General features: G+C 62.4%; 22 protein-coding genes. 5 read left to right on the forward strand and 17 right to left on the reverse strand.

What is annotated here, in order from left to right:
• Positions 1-7: 7 nt before the first annotated feature.
• The 12 genes from J3T93_RS03085 to J3T93_RS03140 form a co-directional block, all read right to left on the reverse strand.
• Positions 8-1,609, reverse strand: a complete 1,602-nt coding sequence (locus J3T93_RS03085) for an NlpC/P60 family protein (protein WP_198187152.1) — start codon at positions 1,607-1,609, stop codon at positions 8-10.
• Positions 1,610-1,611: 2 nt separating this feature from the next.
• A complete protein-coding gene (locus tag J3T93_RS03090) occupies positions 1,612-4,089 on the reverse strand; it encodes a VirB4-like conjugal transfer ATPase, CD1110 family (RefSeq protein WP_267430463.1) in 2,478 nt (825 codons plus the stop codon).
• On the reverse strand, positions 4,058-4,483 hold the full coding sequence (locus tag J3T93_RS03095; RefSeq protein ID WP_073293314.1) for a PrgI family protein: 426 nt from the start codon (positions 4,481-4,483) through the stop codon (positions 4,058-4,060). Before J3T93_RS03095 ends, J3T93_RS03090 begins: the two co-directional genes overlap by 32 nt.
• A 12-nt stretch (positions 4,484-4,495) precedes the next feature.
• Positions 4,496-4,711, reverse strand: a complete 216-nt coding sequence (locus tag J3T93_RS03100; protein WP_006234636.1) for a hypothetical protein — start codon at positions 4,709-4,711, stop codon at positions 4,496-4,498.
• An 84-nt stretch (positions 4,712-4,795) separates the two neighbouring features.
• On the reverse strand, positions 4,796-6,613 hold the full coding sequence (locus J3T93_RS03105) for a VirD4-like conjugal transfer protein, CD1115 family (RefSeq protein ID WP_096227025.1): 1,818 nt from the start codon (positions 6,611-6,613) through the stop codon (positions 4,796-4,798).
• Positions 6,610-7,161, reverse strand: a complete 552-nt coding sequence (locus J3T93_RS03110) for a hypothetical protein (protein ID WP_051923562.1) — start codon at positions 7,159-7,161, stop codon at positions 6,610-6,612. The genes J3T93_RS03105 and J3T93_RS03110 overlap by 4 nt, the downstream gene beginning before the upstream one ends.
• A 56-nt stretch (positions 7,162-7,217) precedes the next feature.
• Entirely contained in the window at positions 7,218-7,751 is a 534-nt protein-coding gene (locus tag J3T93_RS03115; RefSeq protein WP_198187151.1) for a peptide ABC transporter substrate-binding protein, read from the reverse strand.
• A gap of 201 nt (positions 7,752-7,952) precedes the next feature.
• Positions 7,953-8,741, reverse strand: coding sequence for an ATP-binding protein (locus J3T93_RS03120; RefSeq protein ID WP_033500214.1), 789 nt, complete (start codon positions 8,739-8,741; stop codon positions 7,953-7,955).
• 14 nt (positions 8,742-8,755) lie between these two features.
• A complete protein-coding gene (locus J3T93_RS03125; protein ID WP_096227027.1) occupies positions 8,756-9,271 on the reverse strand; it encodes a hypothetical protein in 516 nt (171 codons plus the stop codon).
• 5 nt (positions 9,272-9,276) lie between these two features.
• Positions 9,277-9,525, reverse strand: a complete 249-nt coding sequence (locus J3T93_RS03130) for a helix-turn-helix transcriptional regulator (RefSeq protein ID WP_096227028.1) — start codon at positions 9,523-9,525, stop codon at positions 9,277-9,279.
• A gap of 78 nt (positions 9,526-9,603) precedes the next feature.
• Entirely contained in the window at positions 9,604-9,822 is a 219-nt protein-coding gene (locus tag J3T93_RS03135) for a helix-turn-helix domain-containing protein (protein WP_096227029.1), read from the reverse strand.
• A 535-nt stretch (positions 9,823-10,357) separates the two neighbouring features.
• The gene (locus J3T93_RS03140; RefSeq protein WP_096227030.1) at positions 10,358-11,524 is read right to left on the reverse strand and encodes a WYL domain-containing protein; all 1,167 of its coding nucleotides are present in this window, start codon (positions 11,522-11,524) and stop codon (positions 10,358-10,360) included.
• Between the two features lie 131 nt (positions 11,525-11,655).
• Here J3T93_RS03140 and J3T93_RS03145 point away from each other — a divergent pair, with 131 nt between their 5' ends.
• The 3 genes from J3T93_RS03145 to J3T93_RS03155 all read left to right on the forward strand — a co-directional run bounded on the left by J3T93_RS03145 (position 11,656) and on the right by J3T93_RS03155 (position 12,578).
• A complete protein-coding gene (locus J3T93_RS03145) occupies positions 11,656-11,880 on the forward strand; it encodes a hypothetical protein (protein ID WP_096227031.1) in 225 nt (74 codons plus the stop codon).
• 106 nt (positions 11,881-11,986) lie between these two features.
• A complete protein-coding gene (locus J3T93_RS03150; RefSeq protein ID WP_123649857.1) occupies positions 11,987-12,301 on the forward strand; it encodes a hypothetical protein in 315 nt (104 codons plus the stop codon).
• Positions 12,270-12,578, forward strand: coding sequence for a hypothetical protein (locus J3T93_RS03155; protein WP_096227033.1), 309 nt, complete (start codon positions 12,270-12,272; stop codon positions 12,576-12,578). The genes J3T93_RS03150 and J3T93_RS03155 overlap by 32 nt, the downstream gene beginning before the upstream one ends.
• A 278-nt stretch (positions 12,579-12,856) precedes the next feature.
• On the opposite strand, the gene J3T93_RS03160 is transcribed toward J3T93_RS03155, so the two are convergent.
• The 5 genes from J3T93_RS03160 to J3T93_RS03180 all read right to left on the reverse strand — a co-directional run bounded on the left by J3T93_RS03160 (position 12,857) and on the right by J3T93_RS03180 (position 17,311).
• On the reverse strand, positions 12,857-14,677 hold the full coding sequence (locus tag J3T93_RS03160) for a hypothetical protein (protein ID WP_123649856.1): 1,821 nt from the start codon (positions 14,675-14,677) through the stop codon (positions 12,857-12,859).
• A 309-nt stretch (positions 14,678-14,986) separates the two neighbouring features.
• Positions 14,987-15,256 carry a hypothetical protein gene (locus tag J3T93_RS03165; protein ID WP_267430477.1) on the reverse strand — a complete coding sequence of 90 codons (270 nt, stop codon included), beginning with the start codon at positions 15,254-15,256 and terminating at the stop codon, positions 14,987-14,989.
• A 231-nt stretch (positions 15,257-15,487) separates the two neighbouring features.
• Entirely contained in the window at positions 15,488-15,844 is a 357-nt protein-coding gene (locus J3T93_RS03170; protein WP_267430478.1) for a hypothetical protein, read from the reverse strand.
• On the reverse strand, positions 15,841-16,266 hold the full coding sequence (locus J3T93_RS03175; protein ID WP_267430479.1) for a helix-turn-helix domain-containing protein: 426 nt from the start codon (positions 16,264-16,266) through the stop codon (positions 15,841-15,843). The genes J3T93_RS03170 and J3T93_RS03175 overlap by 4 nt, the downstream gene beginning before the upstream one ends.
• A 91-nt stretch (positions 16,267-16,357) precedes the next feature.
• The gene (locus J3T93_RS03180; RefSeq protein ID WP_267430481.1) at positions 16,358-17,311 is read right to left on the reverse strand and encodes a N(4)-(beta-N-acetylglucosaminyl)-L-asparaginase; all 954 of its coding nucleotides are present in this window, start codon (positions 17,309-17,311) and stop codon (positions 16,358-16,360) included.
• Between the two features lie 552 nt (positions 17,312-17,863).
• Between J3T93_RS03180 and J3T93_RS03185 the strand changes: the two genes are divergently transcribed.
• Both J3T93_RS03185 and J3T93_RS03190 read left to right on the forward strand, forming a co-directional pair.
• Positions 17,864-19,063 (forward strand): MFS transporter, encoded by a 1,200-nt coding sequence (locus J3T93_RS03185; protein WP_267430482.1) that lies wholly within the window; start codon positions 17,864-17,866, stop codon positions 19,061-19,063.
• Positions 19,064-19,109: 46 nt separating this feature from the next.
• Positions 19,110-20,138: an alpha-L-fucosidase gene (locus tag J3T93_RS03190; protein ID WP_024627374.1), complete on the forward strand. Its 1,029-nt coding sequence runs from the start codon at positions 19,110-19,112 to the stop codon at positions 20,136-20,138.
• The last annotated feature ends 24 nt before the right edge of the window (positions 20,139-20,162 follow it).

Below are 20,162 nucleotides of genomic sequence, written 5' to 3' on the forward strand. Positions count from 1 at the left end.
GTTTCTCCTATCTCGCGGTGAGCGCGCAGCTGAAGCTGCCGATGCCGCTCGCTATGCGGCACACGTCGCCCGTTCGCGGCTCGTGTATGTACCTGTCGTCGCCGATGTAGATGGCCACGTGGCCCGAGCGGTAGAGGATGTCGCCGGGCTTCGCCTCCGAGAGCGGTATGCGCCTGAGCTCCTCGTACTGGGAACCCGTGTAGTGGCTTATGCGGATGCCCGCCTGCGCGTAGCAGTACTGCGTGAGCCCGCTGCAGTCGAGCGCCTTGCCGGGGGTCGAGCCTCCCCACACGTAGGGCACGCCGAGCTGGCTGTACGCCGCCTCGACGATCGCGTTCCCGTTCGCGGTCGAGTCCTTCAGGTCCTCGACCGTCATGGAGTCGAGCCGGTAGAGGCCCCATTGCGCCATGATCGACTTCAGGGACTCGACGTAGGACGAGTCGGTCGCCCAGCCGGCGTCCTTGAGCCCCTCGGCCATCCTGTCCGAGTCGTGCCTCTCGATCGCCTCCCGGATGAGGGCGTTGCCCGAGTAGCGCTCCGCCTGCAGGAAGACCCTGCTGCGGAAGCGGATGCACTCGGCGTCGCCGGTGAAGCGGATGAAGCTCGCCGTGATCTGGGTGTGCTCGCCGGGCACGTACTCCTCGCTGGTGGCCCAGTTCGCCTTGCCGGCCACCTCGGGGCAGCCCGCGTAGCCCGACCACCACTTCATGCCGAAGAGGTTGTGGTCGCGCTCTGCGAGCTGGCTCATGCGGTCGCCCTGGCCGGACTCCTGGATGATCTGCGCGATGGTGCAGCCCGCCGGGTGCCCGTACTCCTCCTGGCACTCGAGCGCCGCCTCGACCATCTCGTAGGTGATGTAGGGCGGCAGCCCCTCGAGGCCCTGCTTGGAGGCCGCGTCGTCCCAGAAGCCGAACAGCGCGCTCAGCAGCTGCGCGACGGCGAGCGCGCAGGCGACGAAGGCCACGATGCCGGCCACCGCCCCGAGCAGGGCGGGCGCTGCGCCCGAGACCGCGCCCGCGATCGCGGAGGCGGCGCCCTTCGACCCCGCGGCTCGGGCCGCCTCGCCCGACGCCTGCGCGGCCGCCTGGGCCGCCTGGTGCTTGGCCGGGGCGGTCGCGCCGGCTGCCTCGGGGCCGCGCGCGCCTCCCTTTGGGGCGCCGAGCGCGGTCGCCGCCTTGCGGCTGCCTTGGGCTGCTTTCTTCGCCTTCCTCTGCCGCAGCCTTCCCGCGGCCTTCTTGGCCGCACGCCCCGCGTCGTACATGCCCGAGGCGCCCTCGAGCTCCTCCGAGTCGTCGAGCTGGGAGACGGCCTCCCGGGCGATCGCCAGCTTCGCCGCATCGACGCGCGAGCGCATCGCGGCCGCCGCGCGCCGGTCGCCGGCTGGTTGGGACAATTTGTCCCCGAGCCCGCCTTCCGGCGCGTCGGGCCTGGAAGGGCGCCCCTTCGCCGTTGCGGCGGGGCCTCCCGCCTCGTCGAGCGGGCCGGCACCCTCCGAGACGTTTCCCAGGGCGTCGCGCTCGGTCTCCGCGACGTCGCCCGCGGTGAGCACGTCGCGGCGCTGCGCCCCGACCACCTCGAGCATCCCGCCGCCCTCGCTCGGGCCGGCCATTCCTATTCCTCCGCCTCTCGCGCCGCCCGGCGCATCTCGCGCTCGGCGACCTCTGCGGGCTTGGTGTTCCACAGGTCGTAGAGCGGGCCTTTCGGGAAGTCGTCGGTGATGGGCACGCGGATCCCGGCGCTGATGAGCAGGCCCTCGCCGGGCTTGACGGCGTCGCCGATGTAGCCGCGCTCCGTGGCGGAGAGCTGGAGCATCTCCGCCCATGCGTCGAGGTCGGCGGTGGACTGCTTGTGCAGCAGGAAGAACTCGGAGTTGAGCACCATGTCGCGGGCCTCGGCGTTGGCCAGCATGTGGCTCGTGTTCTGGCTGATGCCGGTGCAGATGAGGCCGAACTTGCGCCCCTCGCGCCACAGGCGGGCGAAGTACTCGACCACCGTCGGGTGCGCGAAGAGGCTCTGCACCTCGTCGATGTAGAGCCAGGTGTAGTTGGGGCGCGGCGGCGTTACCATCACGCGGTTGCGCACCATCTCGAGCGCCGTGATCATGCCGAACACGCGCATGTTCTGGCCGAGGCCGTGCATGTCGATGTTGGTGATGCGGTTGTCGAGCGCCACGTTGCTCTGGCCGTTGAAGAAGGAGAACGCGCCCTTCACGTAGCGCTCGTAGCGCAGCGCGATGTCGGCGGCCTCGGGCTCGGGCTGAGCGAGCAGCGCCGCGTGGAAGTCGCCGAGCGTGGGCAGGCGGCCGTCCCTCGCGCACTCCCGGTACGCCTCGTCGACGCAGCGGGCGATGATCGAGCGGTCGCGCTCCGGCAGGCCCTCGCGGCCCTCGGCCATGAGCGCGCTCGAGAGCGCGAGCACCGCGTCGGTCTTGTACGCGAGCTTGGCGGCGTCGGCGCGGTCCGCGACGTCGGCGGTGTCGAGGGGGTTGAGCACCGCCGAGCATCCCGGGGCGAGCTCGACGTTCGCACCGCCGAGCGCGCCGACGAGGTTGCCGTACTCGCCGGCCGGGTCGAAGATCACGACCTCGTCCTCGGGGTGCGCGAGCACGGTGTTGGTTATCTCGCGCTTCACCGAGAAGCTCTTGCCCGATCCGGGCTTGCCGCACACGAAGCCCATGGGGCTCGCCAGGCGCTTGCGGTCGCACAGCACCAGGTTCCCGCTCTCCCTGGACTGCCCGTAGTAGCCTCCGCCCGCCTCGTCGAGGCTCTGGCTGGCGAAGGGCATCTGCATGGCCACCTGCCCCGTGGTGAGGTAGCGGCTCACGGTGACGTGGTTGTCCCCGAGCGGGAGCACCGAGTTGAGAGCCTGGCGCTGCCGGAAGTGGAGCGGCTCGAGGCCGATCGTGCAGCCCTGCGCGACGCTCGTCACCTGCTGGACGCGGCGGTCGAGCTCCTCGAGGCTGTCGGCCCAGGTGTAGACGAGGCCCGTGTAGACGAACAGGCGCTCGGACTTGTTGCGCAGGAAGTCGAGCAGCTCCTCGGCCTCCTCCTTCGAGAAGCGCAGCTCGGGCGGCAGGATCTGGTAGTCGTAGCCCTTCTTCACGGCGCTCATCTGCTCGTCGATGATCTCCTTGTCCATCCAGTCGATCTGGCGCTTCACGAGCGCGAGCGCCTCGCTCTGCGCGATGGGCTGCACGTGCAGCGTCACGTTGAGCGGCAGCGGCAGGTCGATGATGGAGGCGAGGTAGGTCTCCTCGATGACTGACCCGAAGCTGCGCACCGCGAGCACCGCGCCGTAGCGCCCGTCGCTGCGGAAGCAGTCGGACCTGCCCTCGGGCTTGAAGTCGAGCGTGGAGGGCATGACGAAGTCCTTCGTGCGCGCTCCCGACGTCGGGGACAATTTGTCCCAGGAGAACTCGAAGCGCGACCCCGGGCGCAGCTGCCCCTGCAAAAGCTCGAGCCTCTCGACGCCGTCGAGGGCGCGCGACGAGCAGCGTATGCGCGCGAGCGTCTGCTCCACGTCGCCCCGGATGCGCGCGAGCTTGGGCACCGCGGCGTCGACGTCGTCGGCGCCCACGGCGTAGGTCAGGTAGCGGTGGCGCACGAGGTTCGAGACGCCCTCGCGCATCTTGTCGTTGAGGATCCGGTTGTACTCTTCGGCGAGCCCGGCGGTGGCGCGCTCCCCGGGCTCGAAGAAGACCTTGCGGCCGACCTCGTCGGCGGGGATGGGCGCGTTCACTACCTGGAGCTGCACGTGGGAGTCCGCCGGGAAGTAGTTGAACAGCGAGCTCATCACGGTGAAGGCCGTCTCGCGCGCCTCCTTGCGCGCGGACTGGTAGCTGATGTCGGAGAACTCGACCGTCTGGCTGAACACCCCGGGCATCACCTGGGCGATGCCGTCCCTGTACATGGCGTCGTAGCCGACGTAGGCGGCCATCTCGCGCGAGCGGTCGCGCTCCCGGCGGCGCCTCTGCCGCTCGGCCTCCGCGCCCTTCGAGGCGTCCTTGCGCCCGCCCGTGCCGCCGAGGAGCAGCCCGAGGGTGCTCGGGCGCTTCGGCCTATTCTCCTTGTTGCTTCTTGCTCGGCTCATAGAGCTCGGCTCCTTTCTTCCTTGCCCTGCGCCTCGCGCGACGTCCCGGGCGGCCCGGGCGCGGCGAGCCCTCGGGGAGGCTCCCGGCGAGGCAGGGCTCGTACGCGAGCAGCTGCGGGGAGAGCTCGTGTGCCGCCAAAAGCGGCAGCAGCTCCTCGGCGCGCATGCCGAAGGGCCGCCAGAACCCGGCGAGCCAGAACGGCATGCTGCAGAGCATGATCGGGAAGGCCGCGTCCGCGACGTCGGCGTGCAGGCCCAGGTGGACGAAGGCCGCCGCCCCGACCGCGCTGCCGAAGCCGAGCGACACGCATGCGAGCGTGCGCAGGCTCATCTTCCCGACGATCTTCTCCTCGTACTCCCCGATGTCCTTCTGCACCGGTATCCGGAGCGCCATCCGCGACGCCCCCTATGCCGGCAGCCAGGACGTGTCCAGCTGCCCGAAGTAGACCGACGCGGCGATGATGATCGCGCCGCCGGCGATGGTGGAAATGGCGGTCGCGATCTGCGGGCCGCCCTGCTGCTCCCTGATGGCCAGGCCGAGCGAGACCGCTCCCCACACGACCAGGAAGCCGCCGAGGAAGGTCACGCAGCCCGACACGAGCTTGATGACGTTTGCGAGCATGCTGCTCTCCTTTGCTTTCGGTTGACGATGTTCCTTGCTGCTCCTCCCCCGCGGCGGGGGAGGCCCGCGCCCTCCGCGGCCCCGTCACGAGGCGCCGTCCTTCCGCCTGCGGTACTCCGCGAAGTCGAACGGGCCGCGGCGCGTGGCCTCCTCGAGCAGGCGCGAGCGCGGGTGGCGCTCGAGCCGGTACTTCCGGTCCATGAGCGGCATGCACCCGTTCACGAGCACGAGCGCGTCCTCGCGCGGCATGCGCGCCACCTCGGCGGGCTGTATGAGGTCGCGCTCGGAGATGCCGCGGTTCACGGTCCGGGTCCAGCCGGCGCCCCGCGAGTCGCTCTGCGTCTCGCTCGCCACCGTCTGCTTGCCGGCCATCTTGCTGATCTCCTCGTTGGTCTCGTTCGCCTTGCCGCCCAGGTAGAGCAGCGTGTCGCAGGCGTTCACGATGGTCTCGGCGTTGTTGTCGCCGTAGGTCTCCTTCAGCTGCGAGAGCGACTGGGCGATCATCGAGACGGCGATGTTCCTGCTGCGGGTGACGGCGATGGTCCGCTCGAAGTCGGGTATGCGCCCGATGTTGGCGAACTCGTCGAAGACGAAGTGCACCGTCGTGGGCAGCGAGCCGCCGTGCGCCTCGAGCGCCTCGGCGCAAAGCGCGCTCACGGCCGTATCCATGAGCAGGGCGAACAGGAAGTCGAAGGTCGAGTCGGTGTCGCTCATAGACGCGAAGAGCGCGACCTTGGCGCCCTCGTCGCCCATGTGGGCGAGGTCGAGCTCGTCTTTGGAGGTGAGGTCGCGCACGGCGCGGATGGAAAGCGGCTTCAGGCGGACGTTGCAGCTCGAGAGCATCGACTTCATGGTGTCGCCGGCGGCCACGCGGAACTCGCGGTAGCTCGCGAGCGCGAAGTCGTCGGGCGGCGCGGGCTCGCGGACCTTGACCCACTCCCACGCGCCGTCCTCCTCGGAAAAGCCGCGCAGCGATCCGCCCTCCGCCGAGGCGCCGCCGCGCCTGACGTAGCGCTCGCCGGTCTCCAGCTCGCGGAACACCATGTCGAGCGGGCTCATGTAGCCTGGGTCGTCGCGGGCGTCGGCGAGCGAGAGCAGCGTGAGCAGCCCGTCGAGGTTTCGGTCGGCGGGCTCGCAGTGCATGACGAGGTAGGCCGTGAGCGCGGTGTAGACCAGGCGCTCGGCCTTCTCCCAGTAGGGGTCGCCCTTGTGGTCGGCGTCGCCCTCGGTGTTGGCGACGATGCCGCGGGCGAAGCGGATGACGCCCGCCTCGTCGCGTATGTAGGCTATGGGGTTGAAGCGCATGGAGCGCGTGAAGTCGATGGTGTCGAACGCGCGGATCTCGTAGCCGAGCTCCGCCAGCGCGCTGCCCATCTCGCGGATGAGCGTGCCCTTCGGGTCGGTCACGAAGAAGCTGGCGTTGGCCTGCAGGAGGTTCGGCTTGACGTAGTAGCGCGTCTTGCCGGTGCCGGGTCCTCCCACCACGAGCACGTTGTCGTTGGTGTCGGTGGAGAGGTCGAACCTGCGGCTCACGAGGCGGATGCGCGCGTTGTCGGTGAGGATGATGTTGTTGTCGGGGTCCTTGGGGTCGCCGAAGGGCGCGATGTCCTTGCGCGTGGCCCACCTGGAGCTACCGTGCTCCTCGCCGTCGCGCCGGGCCCCCTTGGTCCCCAGTGAGCGGGCCCAGGCGAGGAGCGCGCCGCACGCGCAGGCGGTCCCGGCGCACAGGGGAACCGCCTCCGCGGAGAAGACGCGCCCCGCGCGGAGCGCCGCGGGGATCGCCGCCATGGCGGCCTCCGGGTCGAGGATCGGGCTCGTGCCCGACGCCGCGATTGCCGCGGCCGCGAAGTCTCCCGCGGCGAACGCCGCCGCGGCCAGCGCGGCCGCCGCCTGCCACCTCATCTCTCGGGCCCCTCGATCTGGCGCGGGCCGCGGTCCCGGCCGATGCCCTGGCTGTGGGCCCTCGACGCCTCGCGCGCCCGCTCGGCGCGCTCCGCCAGCCGCTCGGGCGCCTGGCGCCTCTCGGCGATCTCGGAGAGCCGCTCCCTTGCGCGATCGGCGGCCTTTCCCGTCTCTTGCTCCAGCTGGCGGAAGGCCTCGTCGACCTCGGGGGCGTCCTCCACCTTGAAGAGCAGCCAGTCGCGGCCCTCGCCGGGGATGATGTGGTGCTCGACCGACGCGGCGCGCAGCTTGTCGGAGACGACCTCCTTGATCGTCGCGTACTCGGGAAGCCCAGAGAGCTCCTCGAGGCTGAGCTTCGCGTAGGCCGGCACGCCGTCGGCCGCGATGGGCTCGGCGCGCCCGCCGGCGATGGTCCCGCGGATTCCCGCGAGGCGCTCGGAGAGCTCCCTCGCGCTGCGCGCCATTGCCTCGGCGCCGGCCTCCTGGCCGATCCTCAGCATCCAGTCGAGCAGCTTGCCGCCCGCCTCGTCCCCGTAGTCGCTCGCCATCCCGCGCCTCCCTTCCAGTCGAGATGAAAAAGGGCGCCTTCGCGCCCCGGTCGTCCCTATTCGACCCCGACGGCCCTCTCGCGCGCCATTGGGGCGCGGGCTTCCTGCCCGGCGTGCGCGCGGCTCGCCTCGCGGGCGGACGCGGCGCGCTGCGCCAGCGGCTCGGGAGCCTTCTCGTGCAGATGGGCCCACTCGCCGCTGCGGCACTGCTCCGGCGTCGCCTCGCACATGTCGCGCATGGCGCGCTCGAACCGCTCGGGCTCCTGGGCGATGGCGCCGAAGCTCCAGCTCTCGAAGCCGGTCCACGCGTCGCCGTCGCGCTTGAGCGTCCACCACTCGTCGCCGCCGTTCACCTGCTGGATGAACGCGAGGTCGCGGTAGCAGAACCCCTGGCGTATGGCCCAGTTGCCCGAGCCGAGCGCCTCGCGGAGCCTGTCGACGCTGTCCGTGCGGGAGAACTCGTAGGGGTACTCCTCGAGGAACGGGTCGTCCTGCCAGTCGAAGCCGCCGACCTTGAGCCAGCCGTTCTCCTGGCACTTCTCCACGAGCCCGTCGTGCTCGCGGCCGGTTATCCTCTCGAAGCCGTCCATGGGCCCTCCGCCTTTCGTTTGTTGCTTGGCGGGCGGCGTCCTCGCGATGGGGGCACGGTGCGAGTCGGAGCAGGCGTGCGTGCCGGCGCGTCGGCGCCGCCCAAGACGTGTATAGCGATTTCGATTGCGGCGGGCATCGGGGCCGCCTGCGATGGGTCGAGCTGGGTCGAGCCGTCCGCGCCTCCACGGGAAGCGCACAAGCTAGCCGAGGCGGCGCCTGTCCCTTCCGCCCAGGTAGACGGTCCTGCAGGTCTGGGAGATCCTGCTCGCGATCGCCTCTGCCGTGACGCGCTCGCCGCGCCTTGCGAGCCTGTCCGCCAGCGCGCCCGGCGCGTAGTTCGACGTGACGATGGTCGGGCGCATGTCCTCGTAGCGCGCATCGAGCACGCTGAACACGGTGCCGACGGACCATTCCGTCGCGTCCTCCTTGCCGAGGTCGTCGAGCACGAGGACGTCGCACTTGGCGTACCGCGCGACGGCGGCCTCGGTGCCGCCCTCGTCGAACGTGGCCTTCACGCGCTCGAGCATGCCCTTGGCCGTCGTGAAGGCGACGTCGTAGCCGGCCTCGGCGAACAGCCTGGCCATGGCGGAGGCGGCGTGCGTCTTGCCGGCGCCGACGCCCCCGTGTATGTAGAGCCCGGCGCCCCCGTTGCCCGCGAACGAGGCGATGTACTCGGCGAACTCGGGGCGGTCGGCCTCGGCGGCCCAGTAGCGCCTGGGGATGCCCGCGCGCGAGAGCGCCTTCTCCCGGCGGGCGGCCTCCTCCTTGGCGGCGAGGGCCGCGCGCCTTCGCGCCTCGGACTCCCGCTCGCTGGCTGCGCCCTCGCACGGGCAGGGGGCGGCGGAGACCCAGGCGACCCTGCCCGCCAGCGCCGCGCCGAGCGGATCGAGGGCGGCGCCGCAGTGCGGGCACGCCCTCGGCTCCGGCTCGTCGAAGGAGAGCCCGGCCGCACGGGCCTGCTCCAGGGTGATGAGTCCCGCTCGGTCCATCGGGCGCCCCTTCCTTATCTTCTGAAGTCCTTGTTGTCCCTTTTGCTTATTGGGTGGCATATCGTCAGGGGTTTCCCTGTCATCTCGTCAGGGGTTCGGGCTGCGAACCCTGACGGTTCGTCACCCTTGTTCTCGGCGAACCCTGTCATTTCGTCACCCTTTCGCGCCGGGAACCCTGACGAATCGTCAGGGGTTGCCAGCGCTCCGGGCGGCAGCCTCTCGCGCACGATGCGGTACCGCTTGGTGGCGTGCCCGCGCGCCGGGGCGTGCACGCCGCATTCCTCGATGAGGCCCCGGTCGAGCAGGTCGCGGATGGCGCGGTGGACGCTGCGCTCCTGCACGTTGAGGAATCGTGCCAGGCCACCCTTGCTCTCGAAGTAGCCGCACCCGGCGTCGCAGAAGCCGAAGATGCGCGCGTAGACGAGCAGGGGAAGGCCGGAGAGGCCCAGGTCCGCCATCATGAAGTGCCGTACCGCCGTGAACTCGCGCGGGGAGGGGCCGTCGCGTCCCCTCGGGCCTGCGGCTGCCATCGGCGCTAATCCCTTCTGGGCGAGCCGACGATGCTGTTCCGCTCGACCCATGCGACGAGCTCGTCGTGCAGAACGATGCCGTCGCGCGTCTTGCCGCCGATGTAGCGGATCGGGAACGGGTCGTCGGGGTCCTTGGCGAGCCGGTACATTGCGTCGCGGCTGATGCGCAGCATCGCGCACGCCTCGTCGGCGCCGAATATCGCGTTGGTCGATGCGATGAGCCTCACCTGGCTCCTGCTAATGCTCTTGGTCATGGTCGTCCTCGAGCTCCTTTCGTCTCGAGGCTCCCTCGCGTGCCCGGCCGCGGGCGGCTCCCGGGGCGGTCGCCGCCGTCATTTCCTGCCGCTCCTCGACTCGATGTAGGCGTCCACTGACGCCCTCGACACCAGGAGCTTCCTTCCGAGCCTGTACGAGTCGATCTCTCCCGACCAGATGAGGTCGTACGCCTTGTTTCGGCTCGCCCTCATGTACTCCTGCATCTCGATCACCGTCATCCATTCGTCCCGATCTCGGCTTCCCTCGGGCGCGGCGCATTCGGCTGTGCGTGCCATGGTTCCTCCAATCTTCCCGTGCGGCACCGCGCGAGGACACCGCACGACACCGTGTGCCTTTTCGTCTGCACGACGATTGAACCGCCTGATGGCGATTGGTGAGCACGGCAGGAGCGGAGACGGGTCGAAGTGGGTCGAGCTGGTCGTGCCTTCACGAAACGGCCATGAGCCGCGTGCCTTAGCTCGCGGCTAAGTCCCTGAAAAGTAAAAGGCACCCATGCGGGCGCCTGCCTAGTAGCTGGAGTTGTTCGGTTGTGGTCGGAATGCTCGTCTTCCGCGGTGCTGTCGTCCGGGGTCCGGCATCTGTCGTTCGCCTCTTCTGTCGTGTTTGATGTTGCGTGTTCTGCGAGCGACCTTGTGCAGGTTCTTCAACCCGTTGCCCCAGGTGCACCCGGATAAATGGTACCCATCCGTTGGGACACGACCTGCTGTGGTTGTCATTTCGGACGAATGGGAGCAGACGAACGGCGCGAGGATGCGAGCCGAATTCGAGTTAGTCAATATTGGCTTTTGAATCGGACCGATTGGGATTGCCTCATTGCCGGCAGCTCTTCGAGTCCAATCGTGAAATAGCTGCATCCAGTGCGGCTTTGTAGCCCTCTGATGCTGCTTCGTAATCTTGGATATAGGATTCTAGGTCGGAGGCGACGGCATTCGGGAAGCTCTCGACCCACCGTTTCCCCTTAGGCTTCGCCAGCCTCACCGCGCCGTCCATCCCGAATAGCCACCTGTAAAAGGTCGGAGACGGCATCACGCTGACGCAGGCGTAGCCGATGACGTTTCTTTCGTCGCTCTCGTCGATGTGACAGAATTTGAGGTCGTGGCCGAACCTTTCGTAAACGTACTTGGCATGAGTGCCGGATACTTCCAGGAACAGCTTTCTGGCGGTGCCCGAGCCGAACATGTCGACCCGCTGGCGCGTGTCCGCGACCACGCGCGTCCTCAGCGCCTCTACCTTATCCCGATCCGACACCGGTTTTCCTGTGATAACTAGGTCTGTGATGTCGTCTAGTCGATGGAAGTGGGGGATGGGAAAGCCGCTTTCATCGAGATGCATACTCTCGAGATAGTAACGGCCGAAGCTGAACACGATCGCAACCGGGTCCTCCTCATAGAACCCGACTTTTACGGTGGGTCCGCTCATCAGGTGAACCTGCTTCTTGAAGGCGACCTTTTCGTTCATCCGGATTGCTCGGGATACGGCATGGAGGACGCCAAAAAACATATCAGTGTCTTTACCGGCTTTGCGGTCGACAAACACGGTTTCTATGCTTTCGTCAACGTCGTAGTCGGAGGAGAAAACGAGCACCTTCGAGGAAATTGCTTCCTTCTGCGCCTCGCCGATGAAGGAGCTTGTCCCCACTACGTCGGAAATCAGGATTGCCTCCTCGGATGACAAGGGCTTGTTTATAGCTCTGAACCCAATGTTCTCACCGTGGCTTGGTATCGCTACGCGGATTCCCATTGGCATGCTTTCGCTTATCTGGTGGAGGTCCTTGAGAATGGCATTCTCCGACGTCGGCCTCTCGGAGCAAATGCCTATGACGCGCGCGATTTCCGATGCGGATATGCCCGTCCTCTCATCGGTGAAGCGGACGAGGAGGTCGAGAACGGACAGGATCCTGCTTCTCGATGTGCCGCTCGCCGCGAATCCGGCTTCCTTTAACTCGGAGATCTCCTCCTCGGTGAATGTCCTAGACATTGCAGGTCCTCCATAAACAGCTTTATTGCCTATGAAATTGTAGGCAATCCAAACCAGTCAGAGGAGACGAAATTCCGATGACGGTTGAAAATAAGGGTCGAAGCAATGGAAGAGAGAGTAGGGAGCCAACTATGAACGACGCCGGACGGGCGGTGAACGCCCCGACGATTTCGTCAGCCGATGCCGTAGCGGAGGCGGCGTGCGATAACGGAAGGAGGATCCTCGGCTTTTCGCCGGAGCAGCTGATCGCCGCTTGCGGTCTGGCCTTGATGGGCATCGCTGTTTTAGTCGGGTCGAACTACAGCCTCTCTATCGCCAAAGGTGATTTCAGGCTTGATCTGCGCCCTGCGTGCTAGGCGATGCGCCCACGCGGAAGCAACAACCGCTGTTGTGGGACGCGGCGTCGTCGACGCGTGACGCGCCCCAAGGAATTAACTCTCGATTCGAATGATAGGAGACGATATGGAATGCAATGATTTCCCCGAAGTTGGCACCAGGTTGACGTACGGGGAGGCGATCCCCGTTTACGATCGCTTCGAGCGGTCGATGCTCGAGAAGGCGTACGGGGCCGGGCTCCTGCCCGCGGTGGGGCTGTACGACCTGCTCTGGCAGCTTGAGTCGCTCGCGCAGAAGTTCGGAATCGAGGGCAAGGGGGGCCTTCTCAAGGCTCAAGAAGGAGATTCGGTCGTTTTCGAGCGAGAGGACCGCTCTGGCGAACGGGGTGAACGGCGAGAGGTTCTACCTTTTGCAGAACCAATCGGCGCTCAAGCAGCATGATGAGACTCATCTTTTCAAGGTCGGAATCGACGGAAACAAGCTTGCTGATGACCTCGACGAAGCTCTCGAGCTGCTTTCGAAAGAGGCCTCAAAGAGCGACGAGTACGGCGATACGTATTCGCGCGACTGGATGGAGCGAGCTTCCGACAAGCAAGAAAAAGACCCTTTCTTGAAATGGGCCGGAATCGGGTTTTGCGCGATGATGGTCTGCCTCGGAATCTCGATGCTCGTCCATTCGGTCTTCCAGATCGGCTTCTGCTCCAAGTGGTTTCTCTGATGCGGAAGCTGGCAACTAGGACGACCGTCGTTCAGGTCATCAACTCATAGACGCGTCAACGTGGGGCTTCTCGTTTCGTCGATAGATGACGGAGATGTTTGACCTGCGAATTTGCCACCAGCGTGCAAGCCACGGCGCTGCCTCACCTGCGGTTACGGACTGGTGGCTTGCGCCCGGGAAGGCATGAACCCTACGGACATTCCTCGCGCTCCCGCCCTTAAAACCGGCCACGATGGTCTTTAGGGCGGGAGCGCGAGGTCCACGCCCTGGGTTCGAAGTCACTCTGCGCTCGTGTCCCCAAGGTAATTTCCGTCTCTGTAGATGACCTTTTGAGGCCCCATGAGCTTCAGCCCCTCACCGCAGATAATCAGCATCCCTTGTTCAACCAATGAGGGAAGACGGTCAGTTGGGTACGAGATATCGTAACGCTTATGCGATCCGATTCTCTTGAAGTACACACCCGAGAACGATTGGGCTTTTCCATATCGGTCGGGATCGGATTCTTCGTCGTCGGGGCAAGCAAACAAGGCGGCCTCGGGGGAATCGTCGCCATCGAGATAAAAAACGGGAAACTCAAGAGGATTGCCTTTAGGAACGGCCGCCGATGCCACGTAGTTGCAGAGCTTCCACTCCTCGCTTTTCTGCACGCAATCGCTTTCGATGCCGAGGAGGCTTCGCATTTCAGTATCGATGCTGTAAGAACCTAGGACTAAGTAGAAAGCCAAGAGGACTGACGACCGGGCGCTTTCCATCTCGGTCCAATCGTAGAGATTGTCTTTGTGAGCAATGCCGTTCCTCATCGTTCGAGCGCTTTGGAGTGCGCGAATTATCGACTCGTACGTATCCTCGCTTATCGCCGTATCGAGAAGGTCTTCATTGCGGCTGTACAGCTGCTGCTTCTCGCAAACATAGTCGCCGAAGAACCTTGTGAGCCTACCGAGGTCTAAGACATATTCGAAACCATCCGTGAAAAGCTCATCGTTGATTTCGATTTCTCCGTCCTTGACTTCTATGTGTCGCGATTTGTCGGGAACGCCATCTCTTTTCGCAGGCAGGTAGTAAGGGTTTTCTCCGAGCTTTTTGCCGTAGTAAATACGCCTACTCTTCGATTTCGAAGTCTTATGTATGGCGTAAAGAAATCTGTACAGGAATTGTTCGAGCGATTTGAAGTACTCCAACGCGATGGGGGCGAAATCTATGCATCCTGCATGCGTTAAAGAATCCCTTAGCCATTCTGCGGTCTGGAAGCTTACTGCGAAATCCGTGTCACCGGTCAACGCCGAGTATCTGCCGTCTACGACAAAGCTCTTGTCTATGGCCATTCTCTGTTCGGACCCCAATTCCACGTCTGGTTTGTAGCCGATCAGACGGTCTCGGATGTCTCTCCTGAAATGGCCCATGCGCAAATGGTTAAGCGATTTGGTTATGCTCAAGCCATAGTAGGAACGCGCTTTCTGCCTAAGCTCAACCACAGCCTCCTCGAATTTGTCGAACTCCTCTTGTGGAAAGAACAGGCGGAAGAACTCTTTAACCGAGATGTAGGGCGTAGCGTCCTTCACCGACTCGTAATTGAGAACCTCCCTCTTCGCTCCGTCCATAACCAAAGAGACGTAGGTGATTTTCGATACCCCAAAGTTTTCCCTCAGCGAATCCTCAAGCTCTTTCGGGAGACTCTGGTCTAATCCAGGTTCCTTGAATACAAAAACGCTCGGGGAGCCATCGACATCCACCTTGATTATGCGGACCACCCTCTTGCTCGCTTTGAGGACGGTCGGCCCGGCTAGGCCGTCTTTTGGGAGATATTGGTAAGCATCGCTTCTGCGAACGCGGGCACGTAGTGTTATGTATCCATATTCTGTAAGAAGCATGGAAATCGACTCGCAAATCAGTCGATACATGCACTCATTGGCTCTGTCCATGATGAAGGTATAGTTAAGCCGTTCGGACCCTGAGACATTGCATAGATTTTCAGGTATTAAAGAGGTTCCTCCCCTCGACTCGGAATAGCCGCTTTCATCCCTCCAGCCATCTCGAATTTTCTTCAACTCGCTTAAGCCTTCTCCAAGAAGGAATTCTTTGTAGATCGGTTCGCTATTCATCCAATACCTCGTTTTCTCTGCGTGTTTACAGCCTTGCACGAGCGAATCGCTCCCATAGGCGTATCGCGGACCGCATATGAAAAAGGAGGCTACGGAGGCGGGCCAAAAGTGCTGGCTCGGGCCATGCCGCCGTCACCTATATTTTCAGGCTCCATTGCCTGCGTTGGATGGCATTATCTCACCGCGTTGCCTCGGGAGCCATCCCGTGCGGCGGACAAAGGCAAACCCAGGGGCAGTTAGTGGAGAAGCCGCTATTAGGCCCCTAATCGCGAAAGCGGTTCAACTCATGAGTAAGCCACCTGAGACTACTCACTTTTCCCACGAATGGCGAAGGGTCGCGACCTGGGGTTTTGCAAATGGCGCGCAAACCACCCGCGCTGATTCACTTACGATTGCAGCTGGCGGCTTGCGGGTTAAAGGGCGGTTGAGTTTCAAAACGGGCGCTTTCGGCGCTATTGAGCCTCCAAAGTCGGCCCGCTGCACTCTTTGGGACAAAAATAAAAACTCAAAGCCCTGAGTTCGAAAAAAGTATTTGAAGTTGTCCCGACTTTTGTCCCCGAAGCCGACGAAGCGCGACATGGCGTTACCTGGCGGCACTCGATTCGAGACGGCACCGAAAACTGGATGCAACTGGAATGACGGGACATCAGAACTGCTGCCATCGAGTGGGAGTGAGCATCTGGGCCGACAAGTCGTACGGCAATACGTCAAAAACAGTATGGTCATATGGCATGTCGGCTTATCCGGTTATCTTCTGACTACTCGAACGCCGATGGTCGATTGAAGAGCTTGGGTGCTGTAATCCGTCGTTTACTGCTTGGTGATGGCCGCGTTGATCCGGTCAACCAGCTCGCGGGGATGTTCCACCCCGAGCACCAGCCGATCATAGTGCTCGTCCTTGAGTTGGATGACGATGGGGCTTTCCGGTCGGGTGACATTCCAGAATGTCTTTTCCCCATGCTCAATGTATGTGCCGGCCCATTTACCGGGAACATGAAGGCCGGGCGAACGCAGCCCCTTGGCATCATCAAGAATGCCCGGATCCTCGCTCGCACCCAGAACATGCTCGAGCGGCACCACCAGTTTCCCTTTGAACGACCACATCTTATCCAAGCCCTGCGGTTCAACTTCCAGCGTCCGCCCGACAATTGCCACCTTGTTGTTCATGACTTGCTTCTTTCATTATCAGACTGAAACCGAATATGTGCACGCTGCAGCAGCGTCTCGCCAAGGAGCGTGGCGACATCAACGGTCACAGCATTGGTATCGTCAGATTCCGAGCTGGACAGCTTCGCAAGGTAATCCCTGACCAGCCCACGAACCTCAAGATCATGATCTGACAGCTCCATGAGTGCCACCAATACCAGATTGAGCACTCCTGAATCGCCCGACTCAGAATCCGTTGCATCACGTAGCGCGGCCACGAACATGCCACGCTTGCTGCCGAAGGCACCGTAGAGGCTGCCCCGGAGCAGACCCGTGGCCTTGACGAGGGCATCAATCGAAGTGCCCTCATAGCCATGCTCCAGGAAAACCTCGCGGGCACGGGCAAGGACCTCATCATTATCGAAACTTCTCTTGCGACCCATGCTCGCTAAGATAGCATTAGTTGACTAATCAGTCAAGAATGATAAGTGGTCATTTGATGAACGCCTTCAGCAAGCGTTCATATTCCCGCAACTATTCCTTGGCCACTGGTTCGATTCGTGTTCCGCCCTTGCCGTCCGGATTGGCCATGAGTATGCGTGTCGGCTTGTCCTTCTGGACTGTGCAGAAGGTGAATTCCACGTTGGTGGCGACCCCCCATTCACCTCTCTTGTTGAGAGCGATCATGGAGATCTCGCCTACCTTGCCGTAGCGGTTCCTCAGGAGGTCGTCAAATTTGTAGACTGCGGAATCACAGGCTTCCTGCGGGCTCAAGCCGCTTCCCATCAGGGCGACGATCCGATAGGAGAGGCACCCTTTCATGATGTCTTCTCCCAGCCCGGTGGCGGCCGCCCCTCCGATGGCGCTGTCCACATAAAAGCCCGAGCCGGGCAGGGGAGAATCGCCTACTCTGCCAGGTTCCTTCATGAAGAGCCCCGATGTTGATGTGCCGGCAGCCATCGAACCATGCGCATCCAAGGAGATGGTCCCGACAGTATCGTGCCCTCGATAGGGACCGGCAGACTCCGGTGTTGTGGTCTTGGCGGCTTCCAGCTCCCAGCGCTCTCTGGCCCTATCCGTCAGCATATTGCGCATTTCGAACCCGCTGACCTGGGCGTAACGGGTCGCCCCCTGCCCGACCAGAAAGCTGCTGGTATGGCGCCGGCTCAGCTGCCTGGCCACAGATATGGGATGGAGTACATGCTGGATGCCGGCCACGGCGCCCATTGCCATGCTGTTCCCGTCCATGAAGGCGGCGTCCATCTCCATCTCACCTTCCCGGTTGGGCAAAGCTCCATAACCGACGGAGGTGTAATCGGGGTTGGCCTCAACCTCTCGGATCAGCGCCTCGACAGCATCACCCGCCTGGCCACCCTCCTCAAGACCGGAACTTGACTTGACCATCCCTTCATAGGCCATCCGCCATGTAGCAATAGAGGCCCAGGTGGATTGATCGTGGATGACTATCTGTGGGGATGAATCACTCATTTCCTTGGTTCTTTCTGTCGGTGCAGTCGTTGACTGCTCTTGGGTGGAGCACAAAACTTTTTTAGAGCAGAAGAGCAGGCGAGACCTCAGCCGGTCGATGAATGATCGAGCTGATGGACCATGCTCCTGAGGGGACAGCCGTCAGTAGCGGGCTTACCTCGCCCGCATGCAGACAGCAACGATGTCCTCTGCCTTATCTCTTCTGTCAATGATAATTAATAAAGATACTTTTGTTTCGGAATGTCTTGCCAGCGTTCCAATTGCTTTATCGGCGTTAGCTTTTGCGTACATCCCTTAAGGCTGATTTAAAAGGCCGAGGTCCAACAATTTGTTTGGTGATCGCTGGACGGCAGATCCGGCCGATTCGGCGGGACGCGACACTTTGGACATGTATAGTTTCCAATTTGATATATACTATTAACAAACTATTGTCTCTTGAAATAGTTGAGGACCAAGACGGTCCATGGAATTGAGTTGTTTGCAGTACATGAGTGAATCAATCGCTCGCCATCGCGAAGGGCATGCGATGACAGTTCCGAGGAAGGGACTTTCATGGAGTCGAAAGAGCAACAGGTGAACACCAGTTCACCGATTTTGATGCTGGGCATCTTGTCCATATCGTTCCTGATGTCGGTTTCCAACGCCGTCTCAGGGACTATCCCGTTGATGAAGCAGTACTTTTCCAACATCTCGGAGGCCAACGTCGAGCTGCTGGTCGTCATCCCCACAGGTGGCGTCCTGCTGGGGACCGTGGTCAGCGGCCTGATATCCAATAAGCTGGGCAAGAAGTACACGGTCCTTTTGGGGCTCATCGTCTCCTTGGTCTTTGGCGTCATTCCAGCATTCTTCTACAATTATCCGGCCATATTCCTGTCGAGGGCCATGTTCGGCGTGGGCATGGGCATCTTCACCCCACTGAGCGTCTCCTACATCACCGATGTCTTCCCTGAGAAAATCAGGAACAGGCTTCTGGGTTGGAGGAACTCCGTCGGCGCCATCGGCGACTCGATCATGCTCTTCATTGCAGGATTCCTGATCAACATCTCCTGGCACGCCACCTATCTGGTCTTCCTCTTCCTGATCGTGCCCATTGTCCTTGTTTCCCTTTTCGTCCCCAAGCGGCTTGATCGGGTCATTGTGGAGGATGGCAAGGAGGTCGAGGAGGACACCTCCATCAAGCCGTCCACCAACGGCGGCGTTATCCAGCTGGCTATCCTCTTCCTCTTCGTCTGCCTCTTCTATTCGGCTATCTCCCTGAAGCTGGCCAGCCATATGGTCGATTCACATATAGGCTCTGCAGCTGATGCCACCAGGATCTTCGGCTTCCTGGTGCTCTGCTCGATCGTTTCAGGCATCGCCTTCGAACAGCTCGCCAAGTGGTGCGGACGATACACCGTCTTCATCTTCGAGGTTTTGACGGCAGTGGTCATGATCGCCATGCCCTTCACCAACTCCATTCCGGTCTTGCTGGTTCTGGTCTTGGTGGCAGGGTTCTGCAACGGCATCATCAACCCGGCCCTGACGGCACGCATGGTGGCCTATTCGCCCAAGGGCTCCATGAACCTGACCACTTCGATAATCCTGATCGGCATCAACATCGGCTCCCTGGTGGCTCCCTACTTCTTCCAGGCACTGGGCGGGGTGCTTGGCAAGAATGACCCAGGTTTCATGATCATGTGTGCAGGGGTCTGCTACGTGATTCTGGCCCTTTACGATGCCTTCGTCGTCAAGAAGGACAAGCTGACCATCTGAGGCGGTCATGGCAATTCGTGTCAATCAACAGAAACAGAGGTAAATAATGAGCGATACCGTGGAATGGTTCAAACAGGCCAAATACGGCATGATGATTCACTGGGGTCTCTATTCACTCCTGGGAGGGGAGTACCAGGGGAAGTCGTCAAGCAACTATGCGGAATGGATCCAATCCAAGCTCCAGATCCCCAACAAGGAGTACGAACGCCTGACCCAGGCCTTCAACCCCATTTATTTTGACGCTGATGCCATAGTTGACCTGGCCAAGCGTTGCGGCATGCAGTACCTGGTCGTCACTACAAAGCATCATGACGGCTTCGCCATGTACCGGTCGCTGGTGGATCCCTACAACGTCTATGACGCGACGCCGTTCCATAGGGATGTGATCGGCGAGCTGTCTTTGGCCTGCCGCAAGGCTGGCCTGCGATTTGGTCTCTACTATTCGCAGGATCTGGACTGGCATGAACCGGATGGCGGCGGATACCTCTCGAACGACATCGAGACTGCAGGCACCACCTGGGACAACAGCTGGGACTTCACAGGGGAGAAGAACTACGACCGGGCATTCGAGCACAAGATCATGCCGCAGATCGAAGAGATCATGAGCAACTATGGGGAGATATCTGTTGCCTGGTTTGATGTTCCCATGACCCTCAGCGACGAGCAGAGCCAGACCATTTACGATACGGTCAAGCGTCTGCAGCCTGACTGCTTGATCAATTCCAGGCTGGGCAACGGCCGCTACGACTATGTCTCTCTAGGGGACAACGAGATTCCCGAAGATTCGGACGCCAGCGACAAGGCCGCCTCGGATGGCAATGTTGACTACAACTCGATCGAAGGATTCAAGCCCTCAAAGCTTGGCCTCTACGAGACCGCCGGGACCATCAACGATTCCTGGGGATTCTCCTACCATGACCAAAATTGGAAGAGCCCGCAAACCATTCACGATTACAAGGCCCATCTGAACAAGTACGGCATCAACTACCTGCTCAACGTCGGTCTGGATGGATTGGGACGCGTCCCTATGGCTGCTGAGCAGGCACTCCTGGGAGCGCGAGCTCTGGAGGCCTAAAGAAAACTGAATTCTGTGAATCAG

The sequence above is a fragment of the Bifidobacterium sp. B4111 genome, from assembly GCF_026537235.1.
GTDB lineage: Bacteria > Actinomycetota > Actinomycetes > Actinomycetales > Bifidobacteriaceae > Bombiscardovia.

What these genes read in the sequence shown, in the direction of transcription:
- J3T93_RS03135 (WP_096227029.1), bottom strand. Translation starts at nt 9,822, where the DNA reads ATGGCACGCACAGCCGAATGCGCCGCGCCCGAGGGAAGCCGAGATCGG.
- J3T93_RS03165 (WP_267430477.1), bottom strand. Translation starts at nt 15,256, where the DNA reads ATGTCGCGCTTCGTCGGCTTCGGGGACAAAAGTCGGGACAACTTCAAA.
- J3T93_RS03185 (WP_267430482.1), top strand. Translation starts at nt 17,864, where the DNA reads ATGGAGTCGAAAGAGCAACAGGTGAACACCAGTTCACCGATTTTGATG.
- J3T93_RS03115 (WP_198187151.1), bottom strand. Translation starts at nt 7,751, where the DNA reads ATGGACGGCTTCGAGAGGATAACCGGCCGCGAGCACGACGGGCTCGTG.
- J3T93_RS03170 (WP_267430478.1), bottom strand. Translation starts at nt 15,844, where the DNA reads ATGAACAACAAGGTGGCAATTGTCGGGCGGACGCTGGAAGTTGAACCG.
- J3T93_RS03130 (WP_096227028.1), bottom strand. Translation starts at nt 9,525, where the DNA reads ATGACCAAGAGCATTAGCAGGAGCCAGGTGAGGCTCATCGCATCGACC.
- J3T93_RS03145 (WP_096227031.1), top strand. Translation starts at nt 11,656, where the DNA reads ATGAACGACGCCGGACGGGCGGTGAACGCCCCGACGATTTCGTCAGCC.
- J3T93_RS03090 (WP_267430463.1), bottom strand. Translation starts at nt 4,089, where the DNA reads ATGAGCCGAGCAAGAAGCAACAAGGAGAATAGGCCGAAGCGCCCGAGC.
- J3T93_RS03110 (WP_051923562.1), bottom strand. Translation starts at nt 7,161, where the DNA reads ATGGCGAGCGACTACGGGGACGAGGCGGGCGGCAAGCTGCTCGACTGG.
- J3T93_RS03100 (WP_006234636.1), bottom strand. Translation starts at nt 4,711, where the DNA reads ATGCTCGCAAACGTCATCAAGCTCGTGTCGGGCTGCGTGACCTTCCTC.
- J3T93_RS03120 (WP_033500214.1), bottom strand. Translation starts at nt 8,741, where the DNA reads ATGGACCGAGCGGGACTCATCACCCTGGAGCAGGCCCGTGCGGCCGGG.
- J3T93_RS03140 (WP_096227030.1), bottom strand. Translation starts at nt 11,524, where the DNA reads ATGTCTAGGACATTCACCGAGGAGGAGATCTCCGAGTTAAAGGAAGCC.
- J3T93_RS03180 (WP_267430481.1), bottom strand. Translation starts at nt 17,311, where the DNA reads ATGAGTGATTCATCCCCACAGATAGTCATCCACGATCAATCCACCTGG.
- J3T93_RS03175 (WP_267430479.1), bottom strand. Translation starts at nt 16,266, where the DNA reads ATGGGTCGCAAGAGAAGTTTCGATAATGATGAGGTCCTTGCCCGTGCC.
- J3T93_RS03125 (WP_096227027.1), bottom strand. Translation starts at nt 9,271, where the DNA reads ATGGCAGCCGCAGGCCCGAGGGGACGCGACGGCCCCTCCCCGCGCGAG.
- J3T93_RS03095 (WP_073293314.1), bottom strand. Translation starts at nt 4,483, where the DNA reads ATGGCGCTCCGGATACCGGTGCAGAAGGACATCGGGGAGTACGAGGAG.
- J3T93_RS03150 (WP_123649857.1), top strand. Translation starts at nt 11,987, where the DNA reads ATGGAATGCAATGATTTCCCCGAAGTTGGCACCAGGTTGACGTACGGG.
- J3T93_RS03105 (WP_096227025.1), bottom strand. Translation starts at nt 6,613, where the DNA reads ATGAGGTGGCAGGCGGCGGCCGCGCTGGCCGCGGCGGCGTTCGCCGCG.
- J3T93_RS03190 (WP_024627374.1), top strand. Translation starts at nt 19,110, where the DNA reads ATGAGCGATACCGTGGAATGGTTCAAACAGGCCAAATACGGCATGATG.
- J3T93_RS03160 (WP_123649856.1), bottom strand. Translation starts at nt 14,677, where the DNA reads ATGAATAGCGAACCGATCTACAAAGAATTCCTTCTTGGAGAAGGCTTA.
- J3T93_RS03085 (WP_198187152.1), bottom strand. Translation starts at nt 1,609, where the DNA reads ATGGCCGGCCCGAGCGAGGGCGGCGGGATGCTCGAGGTGGTCGGGGCG.